Source organism: Piscinibacter lacus (assembly GCF_016735685.1).
GTDB classification, from domain to species: Bacteria; Pseudomonadota; Gammaproteobacteria; order Burkholderiales; family Burkholderiaceae_C; genus Aquariibacter; species Aquariibacter lacus.
On record NZ_JAERRA010000002.1, the window covers coordinates 629,054 to 644,277 of the forward strand.

Here is a 15,224-nt window from a genome sequence, read left to right on the forward strand (position 1 = left end):
TTTGCTGTGCAGCCTATTGATCAGCATCACCCAGCGGCGATTCACCCGGCACCGCGCTCGGCGGCCACACCCCCCAAGCTCAAGCCTCCCCTGGTACCAGCGATGCATAGCGACGTCTTCCACCGCGCACTCGCCGCGGGCTGATCACCACACCCAGGCCGGTGTGCGCTGGCGAAGCGATTCCAAGGCCTTCTGCGCCTGCTGCACGCTGACCGGGCGCCCCAGCTTGTCGCAGTAGAAGCGCAGGGCCTCGGCGTCATGGGGGCGAAAGTGCGGGCCCTAGTGGAGCATGCGCCACAGCAGCACTTGCTCGGTGGGCTTCAGGCCCAGGCGGTCGGACGCCATCTGCGCTTCGTCCTGCGCCTGCTGGCCCTGCGCAGCTTGTTGCAGCGCAGGCTCGAAGCGCCCGCTGTGGCCCGACAAGGGGCGGAGCACGGCGCCCATCGCCGCCATGAGGAGCTGGGGGCAGTGCCCGAAGGCGGCAAAGGCGTCCTGCAAGGCGGCCCGGTCCACCGACACGAGGTCGGGTCGCTGGGCCTCCACCAGCCCGGCCACATGGGCGATGAAGTCGCTGTCCAGCGGGGACAGCGTCTGGATCTGCGAGCCTTAGCAGGGGGCCCCGGCGCTGACGACCAGGCGCAGCAGCTTGTCGCGGTCGGAGCCCACCTCGGGCCTCGACATGCTGGCGCGAAAGTCGTAGGGGCCGCGACGCAACAGCCTGCACGCGCCCGTCAGGTACATCGTCTAGGGTGCCGGCCTGTCGCCCCAAGCCGCTTTGCCTCCCGGCCTTGCAGCCCGGGCGCCGCCAACCGGCCCCATCCCCATCCCCCCGGAGAACCCATGTTTCCCCAACGCTTCGCCCCTCTGCTCTTCGGCCTGATCCTGTCGGGGCTGATGTCGCTGCTGGTGTCGGGCATCGCCACTTGGCGGGCGGCGGGCTTCGGCGAGAGCTATGTCAGCCTTTGGCTGGGCGCCTGGCTGACGGCCTGGATGGTGGCGTTTCCGACGGTGCTGGTGGTGGCCCCGCTGACGCGCAAGCTGGTGGGGCTGCTGATCAGGAAGGGCGATTGAGCTGCTGCGGCAGGGCATGCCGGGTGCGGCTTGGGCTTGGTGCGCGTGGCGCGCACCGCCCTCAGGGCATGCCGATTGCCCTCACTCGCCAACGGTGTGCGCTCGCGGATTCAGCATGCGGGCGCCGCATCACCAGCACAGGCACAAACGCGAAACCCGAGCCATGACGCTGCCGATCACCAAGCCGGCAGACCCCTTCCAGGGGGTCGCTGAGCCGCCTAGCCGGCGGCGCCCCCCGTGAGCAATCGCGCGTAGAGCGGGATGCCGACCAGGACATTGAAGGGGAAGGTGATCGCCAGCGAGAGAGTGATCGACAGATGGTGCCGGGCCTCGGGAATGGCGATGCGCATGGCGGCTGGCACGGCGATGTAGGACGCGCTGGCGCCGAGGGTGGCGATGATCATCACGCCACCGGGCGAGAGTCCGGCCAGCTTGCCGGCCACCGCGCCCAGCACCGCACCCAGCGGCGGCATCAAGGTGCCGAAGGCGAGCAGGAAGACGCCGACCTCACGCAAGTCCTTGAGCCGGGACGCGGCGAGGAAGCCCATCTCGACGAGAAAAAGGGCCAGCACGCCCTTGAAGAGATCCACGAAGACCGGGGCAATGGGCTCGACACCCTGCGGTCCGGCCAGTGCGCCGATGGCAAGGCCGCCCCCCATGAGCAGGATGCCCTTGTTGAGGAAGATCTCGTGCGCCAGGCTGGCCTGGCTGCGTGAACCAACGCCCGCCCGCCGCGCCAGCCAGATGCCGACGCCGATGGCCGGCATTTCAAGCAGGACGACGAAGACCGGCAGGTAGGCTTCGTAGGCAACGCCCAGGCTGTCGAGGTGGGCAATGCCCACGGCGAAGGTCGCCACGCTGACCGAGCCGTAGTGCGCGGCAATGCTCGCGGCGTCCGCAGCGGGCAGGCGGCCGAGGCGGCGCAGGATGGGATAGCAAATCAGCGGCAGCAGCAGGCCCACGCTCACCACGGGCACAGCCTGCAGCATGACCTCGCCCAGCGGGAAGCGTGACAACTCCATGCCGCCCTTGAGTCCCAGGGCGAGGAGCAAGTACAGGCTGAGGGTTTCGTAAAGGCCGGGCGGCAGGGTGAGGTCGGCGCGCACCAGGCCTGCAAAAGCACCCAGGCCGAAGAAGAGGATGATGATGTCGAGGGTCAAGGCGTTGTCCCGAGAGGTGCGGCCCCGGAGGAGGCCGCCGGCCGGGCGGGCTGCCCAAGCCGCCCGGTAAGGCAGGCCGGCCGGCCACGCGGCCAGGATTCTCAGGGCTCAAGCCTGGGGCACCAAGACAAGACCGAACGGCTTTCCTCGACCTCAGGCGCGGGACTAGGGCCTCACTCGATCTTCAGCCACACCTCGTTGCGCCGCAGGAACCAGGGCGTGAGCGGGCCGTTGTAGCGGGCCAGCACGGGCTCGCCCTGGGCTTGCAGGCCGGCGCGGGCCAAGGCGGCGCGCAGCTTGTCGGTGTGCTCGCCGTCGTTGGCGGCGGACCAGAAGCCCGAGTAGCGGATGACGGCGCGCACGGTGGCCGGCTCTTCGCGCAGTTGCACGCGCGGATCCAGCGGCAGGGGCGCATCGGCCAGGCGCACGCCGCGCGGCAGCACGAACTGCACGCGGCTGCCGCCGGGCACGGCCTCGGTGGTGACGGGGGCGGTCATGGGCAGGGTGCTGGGCTCGGCGCGCAGGGTGACGGGCGCGGTCATCTCGTAGCGCCGCTCGCCCTGATTCTTGCCGAAGATGTAGCCGGCGAGGATGGGGAAGGCCTGGTTGCCGGCCGTCAGCGGCGGGCCGGGCAGCACGACTTCAGCCACCACATAGCCGGGGTAGCGACGCAGCTCGACGCCTTCCTCCAGCGTGCGCAGCAGCTCGTAGGGTGGCTCTTCGATGGCACGGACCATGGCGGGGGCAAGCAGCAGGGCGAACAGCAGGGGGAGGAGGGGCAGGCGCATGAGCCCAGCTTAGGCCTTGCCGGTGGGCTTGTGCCGACCGGGGGCTTGGCCGGCCGGGGCCCGGGCGCTGCACGCAGAATCGCCGGACGCGGCGCCAGCCCCGGGGCCAGCCCGCGCGGACGCTGGCACGCCGGCACGCCGGATTGAACCCCGCGGCCCCGGGGGCGATCGCATCTTGCCCCCTCACGACCCGAGCAACGCATGCCCCTTCATGTTCCGGCCCTGGCCCTGCTGCTGGGCCTTACCCTGCCCGCCGCCCAGGCCGCCCCCGGCGCCCACCAGCACGGGGTGGTGACGCTGGAGGTGGCGATCGACGGCGCCGAGCTCAGCCTGGGCCTGCGTGCGCCGCTGCACGACCTGATCGGCTTCGAGCGCGCGCCGCGCACGGCGGCCGAGCGCCAGGCCGCGGCCGATATGCTGCGCCGCCTGCGTGCGCCGGGCGCGCTGTTCGAGCCCAGCACCGCGGCCGGCTGCACGCTGGCGGCAGCCACGGTGCAGGCGCCGGTGCTGGAGGGCGGCGCGGCCGAGGCCGACCATGCCGAGCTGGCCGCCGACTACCGCTACCAGTGCGCGCAGCCGCAGGCCCTGCGCGGCCTGAAGCACCGGCTGTTCGCCGACTTCCGGCGCATCGCCCGCATCGAGGTGGCCATGGCCGGCCCGCGCGGTCAGGCCCAGCACAAGCTCAAGCGCCCGGCCGACACGCTGAGCTGGCCGCAATGATCGACACGCAGCCACCCGGCCCGGTGCTGGCGGTGCAGGGCCTGCGCCACCGCTGGCCCGGTGCCGACCAGAACCTGATCGACCTGCCCGCGCTGCGGCTGGCGCCCGGCGAGCGCCTGCTGCTGCGCGGCGACAGCGGCAGCGGCAAGACCACCCTGCTCTCGCTGGCCGCCGGCGTGCTGCCGGCCGCGCCGGGCTGCGTGAAGCTGCTGGGGCAGGACTGGGCCGGCCTGTCCGCGGGCGCGCGCGACCGGCGCCGCGCCGACCACATCGGCTACATCTTCCAGCGCCTGAACCTGCTGCCCTACCTGAGCGTGATCGACAACGTGCTGCTGCCCTGCCGCTTCTCGGCCCGCCGGGCGGCGCGCTGCGGCCCGGGCCGCGAGGCGCCGCGCGCCGAGGCCGAGGCCCTGCTGCGCCGGCTGGACCTGGACCCGGCGCTGTGGACCCGCCCCGCCGCCCGCCTGTCGGTGGGCCAGCAGCAGCGGGTGGCGGCGGCGCGGGCGCTGATCGGCCGGCCCGAGCTGGTGATCGCCGACGAGCCCACCTCGGCCCTGGACGAGCGCCGCCGCGACCTGTTCATGGACCTGCTGATCGGCGTCTGCGAGGCCGCGCAGGCGGCGCTGCTCTTCGTCAGCCACGATCCGCGCCTGGCGCCGCACTTCCCGCGCGTGCTGGACTTGCAGGCCGCCGCCTTGCCGGAGGCCCGCCTGTGAGCGGCGGCGGCCTGCTGCGCCTGGCGCGTGCCAGCGCCTGGCACCGGCGCTTCGGCCTGGGACTGGTGCTGGCCTCGATCGCGCTGGCCACCTTCCTGCTGCTCTCGGTCGAGCGCGGCCGGGTCGCGCTGCGCGAGGGCTTCACGCAGTCGATCTCGGGCACCGACCTGATCGTCGGCGCGCGCACGGGAAGCGTGCAGTTGCTGCTCTACAGCGTCTTCCACCTCGGCAGCCCGACAAACAACATCCGCTGGCGCAGCGTGCAGGCCCTGGCCGCCGACCCGGCGGTGGCCTGGGTGGTGCCGATCTCGCTGGGCGACAGCCACCGCGGCTTCCCGGTGGTCGGCACCACGCCGGACTACTTCCGCCATGTGCGCCATGGCGAGCAGCGCGCGCTGGAGCTGGCCAGCGGCCGGGCCTTCGCCGGCCTGCACGAGGCGGTGCTGGGCGCCGAGGTGGCCGAGCGCTTGCAGGCCAGCCTGGGCCAGGCCCTGGTGCTGCGCCACGGCGCAGGCGAGATCGAAGGCGAGGACCATGCCGACCAGCCGGTGCGCGTGGTCGGCATGCTGGCCCGCACCGGCACGCCGGTGGACCGCGCGGTACATGTCAGCCTGGAGACGCTGGAGGCGATGCATGCCGGCGGCCTGCTCGGCTACCGCCTGCCGGGCCGGCCGTCCGCGCCGGCCCGCGCACTGGCGGCGGAGGATTTGCAACCCCGCGCGGTGACGGCGGCCCTGGTCGGCCTGAAATCGCGCAGCGCCGTGTTCGGCATGCAGCGCCGCATCGCCGACTTCCGCGACGAGCCGCTGCTGGCCGTGCTGCCCGGCGTGGCGCTGGACGAGCTGTGGACGGCGGTGGCCGGGATCGAGCGCGCGCTGGTGGCGATGGGCGCGCTGGTCGCCGCGGTCAGCCTGGCCGGCCTGGTGGCGGTGGTGGCCACCGGCCTGGAGGCGCGCCGGCAGGAACTGGCCGTGCTGCGCTCGGTGGGCGCCGGCCCGCCACAGGTGCTGGCCCTGCTGCTGCTGGAAGGCGCGCTGGTGACCGCGGCCGGCGCGCTGCTCGGCCTGCTGGCCGCACAGCTCGGCCTGTGGGCCTTCGGGCCGCTGCTTGAAAGCCGGCTGGGCCTGAGCCTGCCGCTGCGTGCCCCCGCGGCGGCCGAGCTGGGCTGGCTGGCCGCCGTGCTGCTGGCCGGCACCCTGGCCAGCCTGCTGCCCGGCTGGCGCGCCTACCGCCTCGCCCTGGCCGATGGCCTGTCCCCTGGAGCGTCTGCATGAAGCTGTTGTCCCCGCCCGCGCTCCGCGCGCTGGCCGCCCTGCTGCTGGCCGCCACCCTCGGCCTGGCGGCCTCGCCGCCGGCTGCAGCGGCCGAGAAGGTGACGGCCTGGGAAGCCCTGGTCCCCAAAGACTGGGACCCGGGCAAGCTCTTCGAGGGCCGCGACCTGGGCCTGATCCGCGAAGGTGATGCGCGCGAGCTGGAGCTGATGCGCGAGCTGCGCAGCGCCTGGGACAACGCCCCCACCCGCAGCGAGCTGGACGGCGTGCCGATCCGCCTGCCCGGCTATGTGGTGCCGCTGGAGGTGAGCGGCCGCCAGGTGCGCGAATTCCTGCTGGTGCCCTATTTCGGCGCCTGCATCCACAGCCCGCCGCCGCCGGCCAACCAGATTCTGCATGTGGTGCTGGCCAAGCCGCAGGCCCTGCGCAGCATGGACGCCGTCTGGGTCAGCGGCACGCTCAAGCTGCGCCGCCAGGATTCGGCCCTGGGCGCCAGCGGCTACGGCCTGGATGCGCCGCGGGTGGAGCCCTACCGCGAGGGCTCGCGTTGAGCCGGGGGCCGGCGCTGCACTGGCTGGTCTTCAGCCTGAGCGAGGGCAGCGACGGCGTGCTGGGCCTGGAGGCCGAAGCCGCAAGCCGCGACCCGGCCGAGGCCGCCGCCATCGCCGCCGAAGCGGCCGGCGTGCTGGCCTGGGCGGCCGAGGCCTTTCCCGAAGGCCCCGGCCCGGTGGAAGACGGTGCCGACTGGGACCAGGCCCTGAGCCAGCACGAGGAGCCCGGCGGCTGGCAGCACCTGGCGCTGAGCCTGAGCGCCTCGCCGCGCTTCCTGGACGCCTTCGCCGCGCGTTTCGGCGATCCGCGGGCGGATTGAGCCGCCGCCGCCGCGCCGCCGCGCGGCGCGCGCCTCAGGCGCCGTCGCGCCAGGCGCAGGTGGCGGCCCAGCTCGGCGGCACGCAGCCGCGCTGCTGCACGCAGAGGCTGGCTGCGGCCACCGCATGGCGCAGCAGGGCCAGGCCCTCCTCGGCCTGCGGCAGGCGCAGGCCGGCCGGGCCGATCAGGCCCAGGCGCAGGGCCTGGGCGATCAGGCCGGCGAAGAAGCAGTCGCCCGCACCCACGGTGTCGGCCACCTGCAGGGCGCGCGGCTCGCGCCAGCGGGCGATCAGGCCCCCGCGGTCGAGCAGGCAGGCGCCCTCGGGGCCGAGGGTGAGGGCCAGCAGGCGCAGCGCCGGGGCCTGCTCGAAGAGCCGGGCGGCCTGGGCCAGCGGCGTGTCGCCGGGCAGGCCGAGGTGTTGCAAGTCCTCGTCGCTGACCTTGGCCAGGTCGGCTCGGGCCAGCGCGGCCAGGGCCTGGGCGCGGTAGGCGGGCAGGTCGGGCATGACCTGGGGGCGCATGTTCACGTCCAGCGCCACCTGCCGGCCGGCGGCGCGCTGCGCGTCCAGCCAGGGCAAGTAGAGGCCGGCATCGCGCGGGTCCAGGGCCAGGCCGCCGCAGGCGACCAGGGCCAGGCCGGGCAGGCGGGCGCAGGCGGCGATCAGTGCCTCGGCACGGGTGTCGCGGTCGGCCACGCCCTCGCGGTAGAAGGCATAGCGCGGCGGGCCGCCGCCGGTGCCCGGGTCGACCACAGCCAGGGCGCTCGGCGCCAGGCGCGGCTGCGGGTCGGCGGCCTGCACGCCGTCGGCGGCAAGCTGGTCGGCCAGGGCGCGGCCGAAGGCATCGGCCGACAGCGGGTTGAGATAGTGGCTGCGCAGGCCCTGGCGGGCCAGGGCGCGGGCCTGGTTGTAGACCGAGCCGCCGAGGCAGGGGGCATAGGCCCCGTCCTCGCGGCGGATGAGGTCGATCAGGGCCTCGCCGGCGAAGGCGACGGCCGGAAGCAGGTCGGACACGGCGGGGGCTTCAGGGGTCGAGCGGGGCGGTCGAGGCGCGGGCCTGCAAGGTCGTCTCCAGCACGCGCGAGGCGGGCCGCTGGCCCTGGGCGGCCTGCAGCAGGCAATCGACCATCTCGCGGCCGGCCAGGTCCAGCGGCTGGCGCACGGTGGTCAGCGGCAGGTGGCCATAGGAGGCGGCTTCGATGTCGTCGTAGCCGACGACGCTAACGTCCTGCGGCACGCGCTGGCCCTGGGCCATCAGCACGCCCATGGCATTCAGGGCGATCAGGTCGCTGGCGGCGAAGAGGCCGTCGATGCGCTTGCGGCGGGCGAGGAACTTGCGCATCGCAAGCTGCGCATCGTCGCCCTTGAAGGAGGTGGGGATGAGCAGGGCGGGGTCGGGCTCCAGGCCGGCATCGCGCAGGGCGTCGCAATGGCCTTCGTAGCGCTGGGCGGCTTCGGGCATGTGGATGTCACCCATGAAGGCCAGGCGCCGGCGGCCGAGGGCCAGCAGGTGCTCGGTCGCGATGCGTCCGCCGCGGGCGTTGTCGGTGCCCACCGTGCAGTAAAGCTGGTTGGGCAGGTGCGCGCCCCAGACGACGAAGGGCACGCCGCGCACGGCCAGCGCATTCAGCGGATCGTGCTGGCCCCACTGGCCGATGACGGCCACGGCGCTGGCGCGGCCGGTGCTGTAGATCTCGGCCAGGTCCTCCAGCCGCTCGGTGTCGACGCGCGAGAGCAGCATGTCGTGGCCGCGGTCCGTCAGTGCATCGGCCAGGGTGCCGAGCATGCCGAGGAAGAAGGGGTCGGAGATGTGCTGGCGCGTCTTGCGCTGGTAGGGAATCACCACCCCGATCGTCTTGTTGTAGCCCTGGCGCAGGCGCTTGGCGCTGGCGTTGATCGAGTAGTTGAGCGAGTTGGCCAGCTCGACGATGCGCTGCCGGGTTTCGGCATTGATCAGCGGGCTGCCATTCAGGGCGCGCGACACGGTGGCGGCGGACACGCCGGCCAGCCGGGCGATGTCCATCATCTGGACGCGGCGCTTCTCGGGATCGGGTCGGGCCATGCGGGACGGGGAGGTGTCGTTTCATTACATCATGCCCCTCGCCGGGTTCAGGAGGCCGGCAGCCGCAGCAGCCAGAGCCGGGCGAGCGCGGCCGGATCGCCGCCGACCTTGCCGAGCAACTCACGCGCGGCCGTCGCCTGGCCGCTGCGCAGCAGGGCGATGCCCTGGTGCAGCCGGGCCTCCTCGGCATGGCGCGGCGTGCCGGCGGCGAAGGCGCGGGTCCAGGCGGCCTGGGCCTCGTTCCAGCGGCCAGCCGCAAAGTGCAGCAGCGCGAGCTGGGCCCAGCCGTCGGCATCGCGGGCGGCCTTCTGCAGCTCGGGCAGGGCCTGCTCGTCCTCTCGGCTGCGCTGGCTGGCCTGCTTGAGCAGGGCCGCGGCCGGCGCGTCCAGGGCCAGGCCCTTGGCGCGGGCGCGCTCCAGCACGCTCACGGCCTCGGCCGGCAGGCCGGCCTTCAGGGCCAGGCGGGCCATGTCGGCATATTCGGGCAGCGCTTCGAGCGTGTCGGTGTCGAGCATCAGGCGGTAGACATCCAGCTCTAGCCGCGGGTTGAAGCCGGGCTGGCCGGGCAGGCGCAGCAGCAGGTCAGCCCAGTAGTCACGGCTGGGCGCGCGGGCCAGCAGGGCTTGCAGGGTCTGGATGTAGCCGGCGTGGTCCTTCAGCGCGGCCTGGCTGGCGCCGATCATGCGCAGCTCGGGCTCGGCCAGGGCGCGCAGGCGGGCCGGGTCGGCCAGCTCGGCGCGGAAGGCTTGCAGCAGCTCGGCATGCTTGCCCTGCACGGCCAGGGCTTGCAGCAGCAGCGGGCGCAGGCGCTCGGTCGGGCAGCCGGCGTCCAGGCAGGCGCGGGCCCAGCGCTCGGTGCGCGGGGCGTCCTGCGCGCGGGCGCTGGCGCTGCTGAGCGCATCCAGGATGGCCGGGCGGTCGGCGGACGGAAGCTGGGGCATGGCGATCACCCGCTCCAGCGCGCTCAAGGCCTCGCGCGGCTGCTGGGCCTGCAGGGCGGCCACGCCGGCCAGGCGCTCGGTGAGCAGGCGCTCGTCGGGATTCAGGTCCTCGCGGGCGCGCACCGCGGCCAGTTGCTGCAGCGCCTCGGCCGGGCGCTTGGCGCCGAGCTGTTCCTGCGCGGCCTGGGCGGCTTGCAGCACCTCGCGGCGGTAGCTGGGCTCGGCGCCCCAGGCCGGCAGGCCGAGCACGAGCAGGCCCAGCAGCGGCAGCACGCGCTTGCGCCCGGCGGCCGGCCGGCGCGCCGCAAGAGAGGACAGGAGGAATCGCATGCGCGGCCTCAGTTGGCGAACTGCTCGGAGCCGACGATGCCGAGCTTCTTCAGCCCGGCGCGCTGGGCGCTGGTCATCACGCCGACGACGACCTCGTAAGGCGCCTTGGCATGCGAGCGGATGTGCAGCTCGGGCTGCGGCTGCTGGAGGCTTGCGGCTTGCAGGCGGGCCTCCAGCTCGGGGCGGCCGCCGGCCAGCACCTCGCCGTTCCAGCGCACCTGGCGGTCGGCATCGACCTCCAGGCTGACGATGACCGGGTCGAGCTTCTTGGTTGCCTTCGACGGCGCGGGCAGGTTCAGGTCCACGCTGTGCAACTGGATGGGGATGGTGATGATCAGCATGATCAACAGCACCAGCATCACGTCGATCAGCGGCGTGGTGTTGATGTCCATCATCACCTCCGGCTCGGCGCTGGGGCCGGATCCAAGGTTCATGCCCATGGGGTTCTCCTTCGGCGCTCAGGGGCCGGTGGGTTCGGTGATGAAGCCGACCTTGACGATGCCGGCGCGCTGCACCGCGTACATCACCCGGCCGACGGATTCGAAGTTGCTCTTCGCGTCGCCGCGGATCTGCACCTCGGGCTGCGGCTTCTTGGCCGCGAAGACCTTCATGCGGTCGAGCAGGTCGCGGCTGTTCTTGATCGGCGTGTCGTAGAGGAAGATGCCCCCCGCGCCGTTGACCGAGATGATCACGTTCTCCGGCTTGGTCTCCCGCACGACATTGGTCTCCTTGGGCAGGTCGACCTTGATCGAGGTGGTGACCACCGGGATGGTGATGAGGAAGATGATCAGCAGCACCAGCATCACGTCGACCAGCGGGGTCGTGTTGATGGCGCTGAGGACCTCGTCCTCGCCGGAATCCGTGCCGACGTTCATGCCCATGGCTGGCCTCTTCAGTGCAGTGGGAGGATGCGCGTGGCGATCACTTCTTGGCCGAGGCCAGCAGGACCGAGTGCAGGTCGCTGCCGAAGGCGTGCACGTCTTCCATGGCCGTCTTGTTGCGGCGGACCAGCCAGTTGTAGCCCAGCACCGCGGGCACGGCCACGGCCAGGCCGATGGCGGTCATGATCAGCGACTCGCCCACCGGGCCGGCGACCTTGTCGATCGAGGCCTGGCCCGACAGGCCGATCTTCACCAGTGCGTTGTAGATGCCCCAGACGGTGCCGAACAGGCCGACGAAGGGCGCGGTGGAACCGACGGTGGCCAGCACGGCCAGGCCGTCCTGCAGGCGGCTCTGCACATGGCCGATGGCGCGCTGGATGCTCATCGTCACCCAGGTGTTGAAGTCCACCGCGCCGAGCAGGCCCTCATGCTTGCTCGCGCCCTCCAGGCCCTTCTCGGCGATGAAGCGGAAGGGGCTGGCGGTGTCAAGCTTCTCGGTGCCTTCGCGGATCGAGGCCGAGTTCCAGAAGCCTTCCTGCACCTTGCGGGCATGGCTGCCGACGCGGCCCTGCTCGATCAGCTTGGTGACGATCACGTACCAGCTGCCGATGCTCATCACCACCAGGATCAGCAGGGTGGTCTTGGCGACCACGTCGGACTGCGCCCACAGGGCCTTGATGCCGTAGGGGTTGTCGCCGCCGTGGGCATCGGCCGCCGGCGCGGCCGGTGCGGCCACGGGCGCAGCGGCCTCGGCGGGGGCGGCGGCGCTGACGCTGGCGGCAGCCGCCGGGGCGACGGGGTCGGCGGCCATCGCCGGCGTGCCGAACATCAGGCCGAGGGCCAGGCAGGCCTGCGAGGCCAGAGTGATCAATGCGTTCTTCATGTCGAGTGCTCCTCGGGGGAATGCGCCGTGGGGGCAGGCGGGGGGACGGGGTGCGGGGGCGGGGTGGGCCGGGCTCATTCCAGGCGCCACGTGTACTTCATGCTGGCCCAGGCCTGTTCGGGCTGGCCGTTGAGCAGGCCGGGCTTGAACTGGCAGCGCGACAGCGCGGCGCGGGCGGCTTCGTCAAGCCGCTTGTGGCCCGAGGTCTGCTCGACCTGCGAATCGAGGACCTTGCCGTCGACGCCGACCAGGAAGCGCAACTGGACGGTGCCCTCCTCCTCGGCGCGGCGGGAGGCGGCCGGGTAGGGCGGCTTCTCGCAGTTCTGCGCGGCATTGATGACCGGCGCGACGCGCACATCGGGCGGCGGCGGGGCCGGCGGCGCCGGGGGGGCGGGCGGCGCAGGCGGGGCCGGCGGAGCGGGCGGGGGCGCGTCTTCGGGCGGCGGGGTGTTGGTGACGGCGGCGATCGTGTTGGCGGCCGGGGTCGGCGGCGGCGCCACCTCGGGCTGCGGCACGAAGACCGGCGGCGGCGCCACGGCCGGCGGGGGCGGCGGCGCATCGGGCGGCGGCGGGGGAGGCGGGGGCGGCGGCGGCAGCTCCGGCGTCTTCTCCTCGACCAGCAGGGCCTCGACCGGGCCGCGCACGATCTTGACGATGTTCGTGGACAGGCCCGCACTCACCGCCCAGGCGAGCAAGAGATGCAGCAGGACCACCACGGTCAAGCCCACGAGGTGTTTTCGCGGGTTGCGCTGGCGGCTGGCGTAGTCGGACATGGGACTGAAGCTCCTCGGCGAGGCGAAAGGTCGCCATCGAATTGCAAACGTTTGCAATGCTAGGGACCGGCTTGCGAGGCATGCATCCGTACTTACCCTTCGTTGAAATCGCTTGCAGGCTGCCAACCGCGTCAAGCCCCAAGCCGACACCCACCCCCCGAAAACCGAGCTTTTTGTGCTTTTGGCTACATTCAGGGAAAGTCCCTAAGCGTCGAGGGGCGCCCGAATGAAGAAAGCGCCTGATCGAGCCGTTGCGGGCCGGTCTTCACGCGACGCCAGGGCTCGCGGCAATTGCAAACGTTTGCAGTTCGATTCAACATACTCGGACCGCCATCGCCACGGCCCTGTCTGGGCGCCATGCGGTCGAGCCGTCGCCGCAAGAGTCGACCGGCCCTTTCCCCAGCGAAACCGGAGACAAACGTGAAGAAGCCAAACCCTCATTTCGTGCCGAAGAGCATCCCGCTCGCCGCGCTGCTGGCCCTGGTCCAGCTCGGTGCCCTGGCGCAGGACGCGCCCCCGCAGCCGCCCAGCGGCACGCTGAACCTCGACGAGGTCGTGGTGACCGCCACGCCCGAAGCGCGGCCGAAGATGCGCCAGTCGCTCTCGGTCAGCTCGATGAGCAGCGACCAGATCCAGGACTCGGGCGCGACCAGCACCGCCGAAATCCTGCGGTCCATCCCCGGCGTGCGGGCCGAAGCCAGCTCGGGCGAAGGCAATGCCAACGTCACCGTGCGCGGCGTGCCGATCTCGGCCGGCGGCTCGCGCTACGTGCAGTTCCAGGAAGACGGCCTGCCGGTGCTGCTGTTCGGTGACTTCAACTTCATCACGCCCGACATGCTGATCCGTGCCGACTACGGCACCGACGGCCTGGAAGTGGTGCGCGGCGGCTCGGCCTCGACCCTGGCCACCAATGCCGCCGGCGGCGTCATCAACTTCCTGAGCAAGACCGGCGAGGAAGAAGGCGGCTCCATCGGCCTGACGACCAACCTCGGCGGCGGCAGCAGCCGCCGCGTGGACTTCGCCTACGCCACCCGCCTGTCGGACACCACCGGCTTCCAGATCAGCGGCTTCCTGCGCAATGGCGAGGGCCTGCGCGAAACCCAGGGCGCCAAGCTGGAAAAGGGCGGCCAGGTGCGCATGGCGCTCAGCAAGGACTTCGGCGGCGGCAACAGCGCCAAGCTCTTCCTGAAGTTCCTCGACGACCAGACGCCGACCAACCTGCCGGTGCCGGTGCGCATCGTCAACGGCCAGATCCAGGAGATCCGCGGCGTCGACCCGCGCGAGTTCTCGCCCTACGACCGCAAGCTGCCCAAGATCGGCAACTACGGCCTGCACGGCGGCCGCGCGGCCGACATCAACGACGGCCTGCGCTCCAAGAGCCTGGCCCTGGGCGGCGAGGTCAACCTCAACCTCGGCGGCGGCTGGACCCTCAACGACAAGTTCCGCCTGTCGCGCAACAGCGGCGAGTTCAACGGCATCCTGCCCAACAGCTACGGCGCAGCCGGCAACAACCCGGCCAACAACGCCCCGACGGCCTATGACGCGCTCTACCTCGGCGCGCGCTTCAACGACGCCAGCCTGGCCGTCAACGACCTGAAGGCCAGCCGCGCCTTCAAGTTCGCCGGCGACCAGACCCTGACCGCCACCGCCGGCCTCTTTCTGGCCAGCCAGAAGCTCGACCTCGACTGGGAGATCGGCGGCTTCGAATCCAGCCTGCCGGTCGATGGCAACACCACCTACGGCCCCTACGCCAGCTTCTACAAGCGCGACCTGAACCTGAGCTACGAATCGGTCGCGCCCTACCTGGCGGTCGGCTTCGAGACCGGCCCCTGGAACCTGGACGCCAGCGTGCGCAAGGACCGCCAGCGCGTGACCGGCAGCTTCGAGGACAACGGCGCGGGCACGCCGGGCTCGCAGGGCGTGGACTACCGCTCGACGCTGAACTCCTTCTCGCTGGGCGTGAACTACCGGCTCAGCAAGGACCTGGCCCTGTTCGGCCGCTACAGCCGCGGCGGCGCGCTGCAGAGCGACCGCATCCTCTTCCCCTCGGGCGCGGCCATCGCCGTCTGCGGCAACAGTTGCTTCAAGGGCATCGACGTCGAGCCCAACCGCGTCAAGCAGCTCGAAGGCGGCGTGAAGTACCGCCAGGGCAACTTCAGCACCTTCATCACCCTGTTCCAGGCCAAGACGGACGAAAGCAACTTCGACCTGACCACCGGCGTGTCCTCGGCCAACAAGTTCGATGCCAAGGGCGTGGAAGTGGAAAGCGGCTGGCGCATCGGCAACTTCCGCCTCAACGGCAGCATCACCTACACCGATGCCGAGGTCGAGGAAAGCAACAACCCGGCCTATGTCGGCAAGGCACCGAACCGCCAGGCCAAGGTGATCTTCCAGCTCGCGCCCAGCTACCAGGCCGGGCCCTTCATGGTCGGCGCGTCGATCGTCGGCACGACCAAGTCGCTCGACGCCCAGACCACCGGGCTGGAGACCGAGCTGCCGGCCTACACCTATGTCAACGCCTTCGCCCGCTACGAGCTGAGCGCGTCGACCACGGTGAGCCTGTCGGCCAACAACCTGTTCGACAAGATCGGCTACACGGAATCGAACACCGACCGGGCCGCCGCGCGCTCGATCAACGGTCGCACCGTCAGCCTCTCGCTGCGTCACAACTTCTGAGCGGGTCCGTCCGCCGCGGGGCCGGTCACTAGCCGGCCCCGCGGCGGCCCCGGCCCACGATCCAGCCCACCGTGAAGAGAGAT

17 protein-coding genes are annotated in these 15,224 nt (G+C 72.0%); 7 read left to right on the top strand and 10 right to left on the bottom strand.

What is annotated here, in order from left to right; all coding sequences use genetic code 11:
- Positions 1–279: 279 nt before the first annotated feature.
- Positions 280–555, bottom strand: a complete 276-nt coding sequence (locus tag JI742_RS13285; protein WP_201827659.1) for a hypothetical protein — start codon at positions 553–555, stop codon at positions 280–282.
- 285 nt (positions 556–840) lie between these two features.
- Between JI742_RS13285 and JI742_RS13290 the strand changes: the two genes are divergently transcribed.
- A complete protein-coding gene (locus tag JI742_RS13290) occupies positions 841–1,071 on the top strand; it encodes a DUF2798 domain-containing protein (protein ID WP_201827662.1) in 231 nt (76 codons plus the stop codon).
- A 218-nt stretch (positions 1,072–1,289) separates the two neighbouring features.
- Here the strand turns inward: JI742_RS13290 and JI742_RS13295 are convergent, their stop codons facing one another.
- Both JI742_RS13295 and JI742_RS13300 read right to left on the bottom strand, forming a co-directional pair.
- Positions 1,290–2,231 (bottom strand): sodium-dependent bicarbonate transport family permease, encoded by a 942-nt coding sequence (locus tag JI742_RS13295; protein WP_201827665.1) that lies wholly within the window; start codon positions 2,229–2,231, stop codon positions 1,290–1,292.
- A 173-nt stretch (positions 2,232–2,404) separates the two neighbouring features.
- Positions 2,405–3,019: an SOUL family heme-binding protein gene (locus tag JI742_RS13300; protein WP_201827667.1), complete on the bottom strand. Its 615-nt coding sequence runs from the start codon at positions 3,017–3,019 to the stop codon at positions 2,405–2,407.
- A 201-nt stretch (positions 3,020–3,220) separates the two neighbouring features.
- Here JI742_RS13300 and JI742_RS13305 point away from each other — a divergent pair, with 201 nt between their 5' ends.
- From JI742_RS13305 to JI742_RS13325, 5 genes are read left to right on the top strand one after another with little or no spacing between them, the layout of a single operon-like run.
- On the top strand, positions 3,221–3,739 hold the full coding sequence (locus tag JI742_RS13305; protein ID WP_201827670.1) for a ZrgA family zinc uptake protein: 519 nt from the start codon (positions 3,221–3,223) through the stop codon (positions 3,737–3,739).
- Entirely contained in the window at positions 3,736–4,455 is a 720-nt protein-coding gene (locus JI742_RS13310; protein ID WP_201827673.1) for an ATP-binding cassette domain-containing protein, read from the top strand. The genes JI742_RS13305 and JI742_RS13310 overlap by 4 nt, the downstream gene beginning before the upstream one ends.
- Positions 4,452–5,729, top strand: a complete 1,278-nt coding sequence (locus tag JI742_RS13315; protein WP_201827676.1) for an ABC transporter permease — start codon at positions 4,452–4,454, stop codon at positions 5,727–5,729. Before JI742_RS13310 ends, JI742_RS13315 begins: the two co-directional genes overlap by 4 nt.
- Positions 5,726–6,277 (top strand): DUF3299 domain-containing protein, encoded by a 552-nt coding sequence (locus JI742_RS13320; RefSeq protein ID WP_201827679.1) that lies wholly within the window; start codon positions 5,726–5,728, stop codon positions 6,275–6,277. Before JI742_RS13315 ends, JI742_RS13320 begins: the two co-directional genes overlap by 4 nt.
- A complete protein-coding gene (locus JI742_RS13325; protein ID WP_201827681.1) occupies positions 6,274–6,597 on the top strand; it encodes a hypothetical protein in 324 nt (107 codons plus the stop codon). Before JI742_RS13320 ends, JI742_RS13325 begins: the two co-directional genes overlap by 4 nt.
- Before the next feature lie 34 nt (positions 6,598–6,631).
- On the opposite strand, the gene JI742_RS13330 is transcribed toward JI742_RS13325, so the two are convergent.
- From JI742_RS13330 to JI742_RS13360, 7 genes are all read right to left on the bottom strand, one after another.
- Positions 6,632–7,609 carry a PfkB family carbohydrate kinase gene (locus JI742_RS13330; RefSeq protein WP_201827683.1) on the bottom strand — a complete coding sequence of 326 codons (978 nt, stop codon included), beginning with the start codon at positions 7,607–7,609 and terminating at the stop codon, positions 6,632–6,634.
- Positions 7,610–7,619: 10 nt separating this feature from the next.
- Entirely contained in the window at positions 7,620–8,657 is a 1,038-nt protein-coding gene (locus tag JI742_RS13335) for a LacI family DNA-binding transcriptional regulator (RefSeq protein ID WP_236677032.1), read from the bottom strand.
- Between the two features lie 47 nt (positions 8,658–8,704).
- Positions 8,705–9,928 carry a tetratricopeptide repeat protein gene (locus JI742_RS13340; protein ID WP_201827685.1) on the bottom strand — a complete coding sequence of 408 codons (1,224 nt, stop codon included), beginning with the start codon at positions 9,926–9,928 and terminating at the stop codon, positions 8,705–8,707.
- A gap of 8 nt (positions 9,929–9,936) precedes the next feature.
- On the bottom strand, positions 9,937–10,368 hold the full coding sequence (locus tag JI742_RS13345) for an ExbD/TolR family protein (RefSeq protein ID WP_201827689.1): 432 nt from the start codon (positions 10,366–10,368) through the stop codon (positions 9,937–9,939).
- Between the two features lie 18 nt (positions 10,369–10,386).
- Complete coding sequence (locus JI742_RS13350; RefSeq protein WP_201827692.1) at positions 10,387–10,809, bottom strand: ExbD/TolR family protein; 423 nt, start codon at positions 10,807–10,809, stop codon at positions 10,387–10,389.
- Between the two features lie 40 nt (positions 10,810–10,849).
- Complete coding sequence (locus JI742_RS13355; RefSeq protein WP_434057650.1) at positions 10,850–11,692, bottom strand: MotA/TolQ/ExbB proton channel family protein; 843 nt, start codon at positions 11,690–11,692, stop codon at positions 10,850–10,852.
- 74 nt (positions 11,693–11,766) lie between these two features.
- On the bottom strand, positions 11,767–12,465 hold the full coding sequence (locus JI742_RS13360) for an energy transducer TonB (protein WP_201827694.1): 699 nt from the start codon (positions 12,463–12,465) through the stop codon (positions 11,767–11,769).
- Between the two features lie 420 nt (positions 12,466–12,885).
- On the opposite strand from JI742_RS13360, the gene JI742_RS13365 reads away from it, so the two are divergent.
- Entirely contained in the window at positions 12,886–15,141 is a 2,256-nt protein-coding gene (locus tag JI742_RS13365) for a TonB-dependent receptor (RefSeq protein WP_350309682.1), read from the top strand.
- The last annotated feature ends 83 nt before the right edge of the window (positions 15,142–15,224 follow it).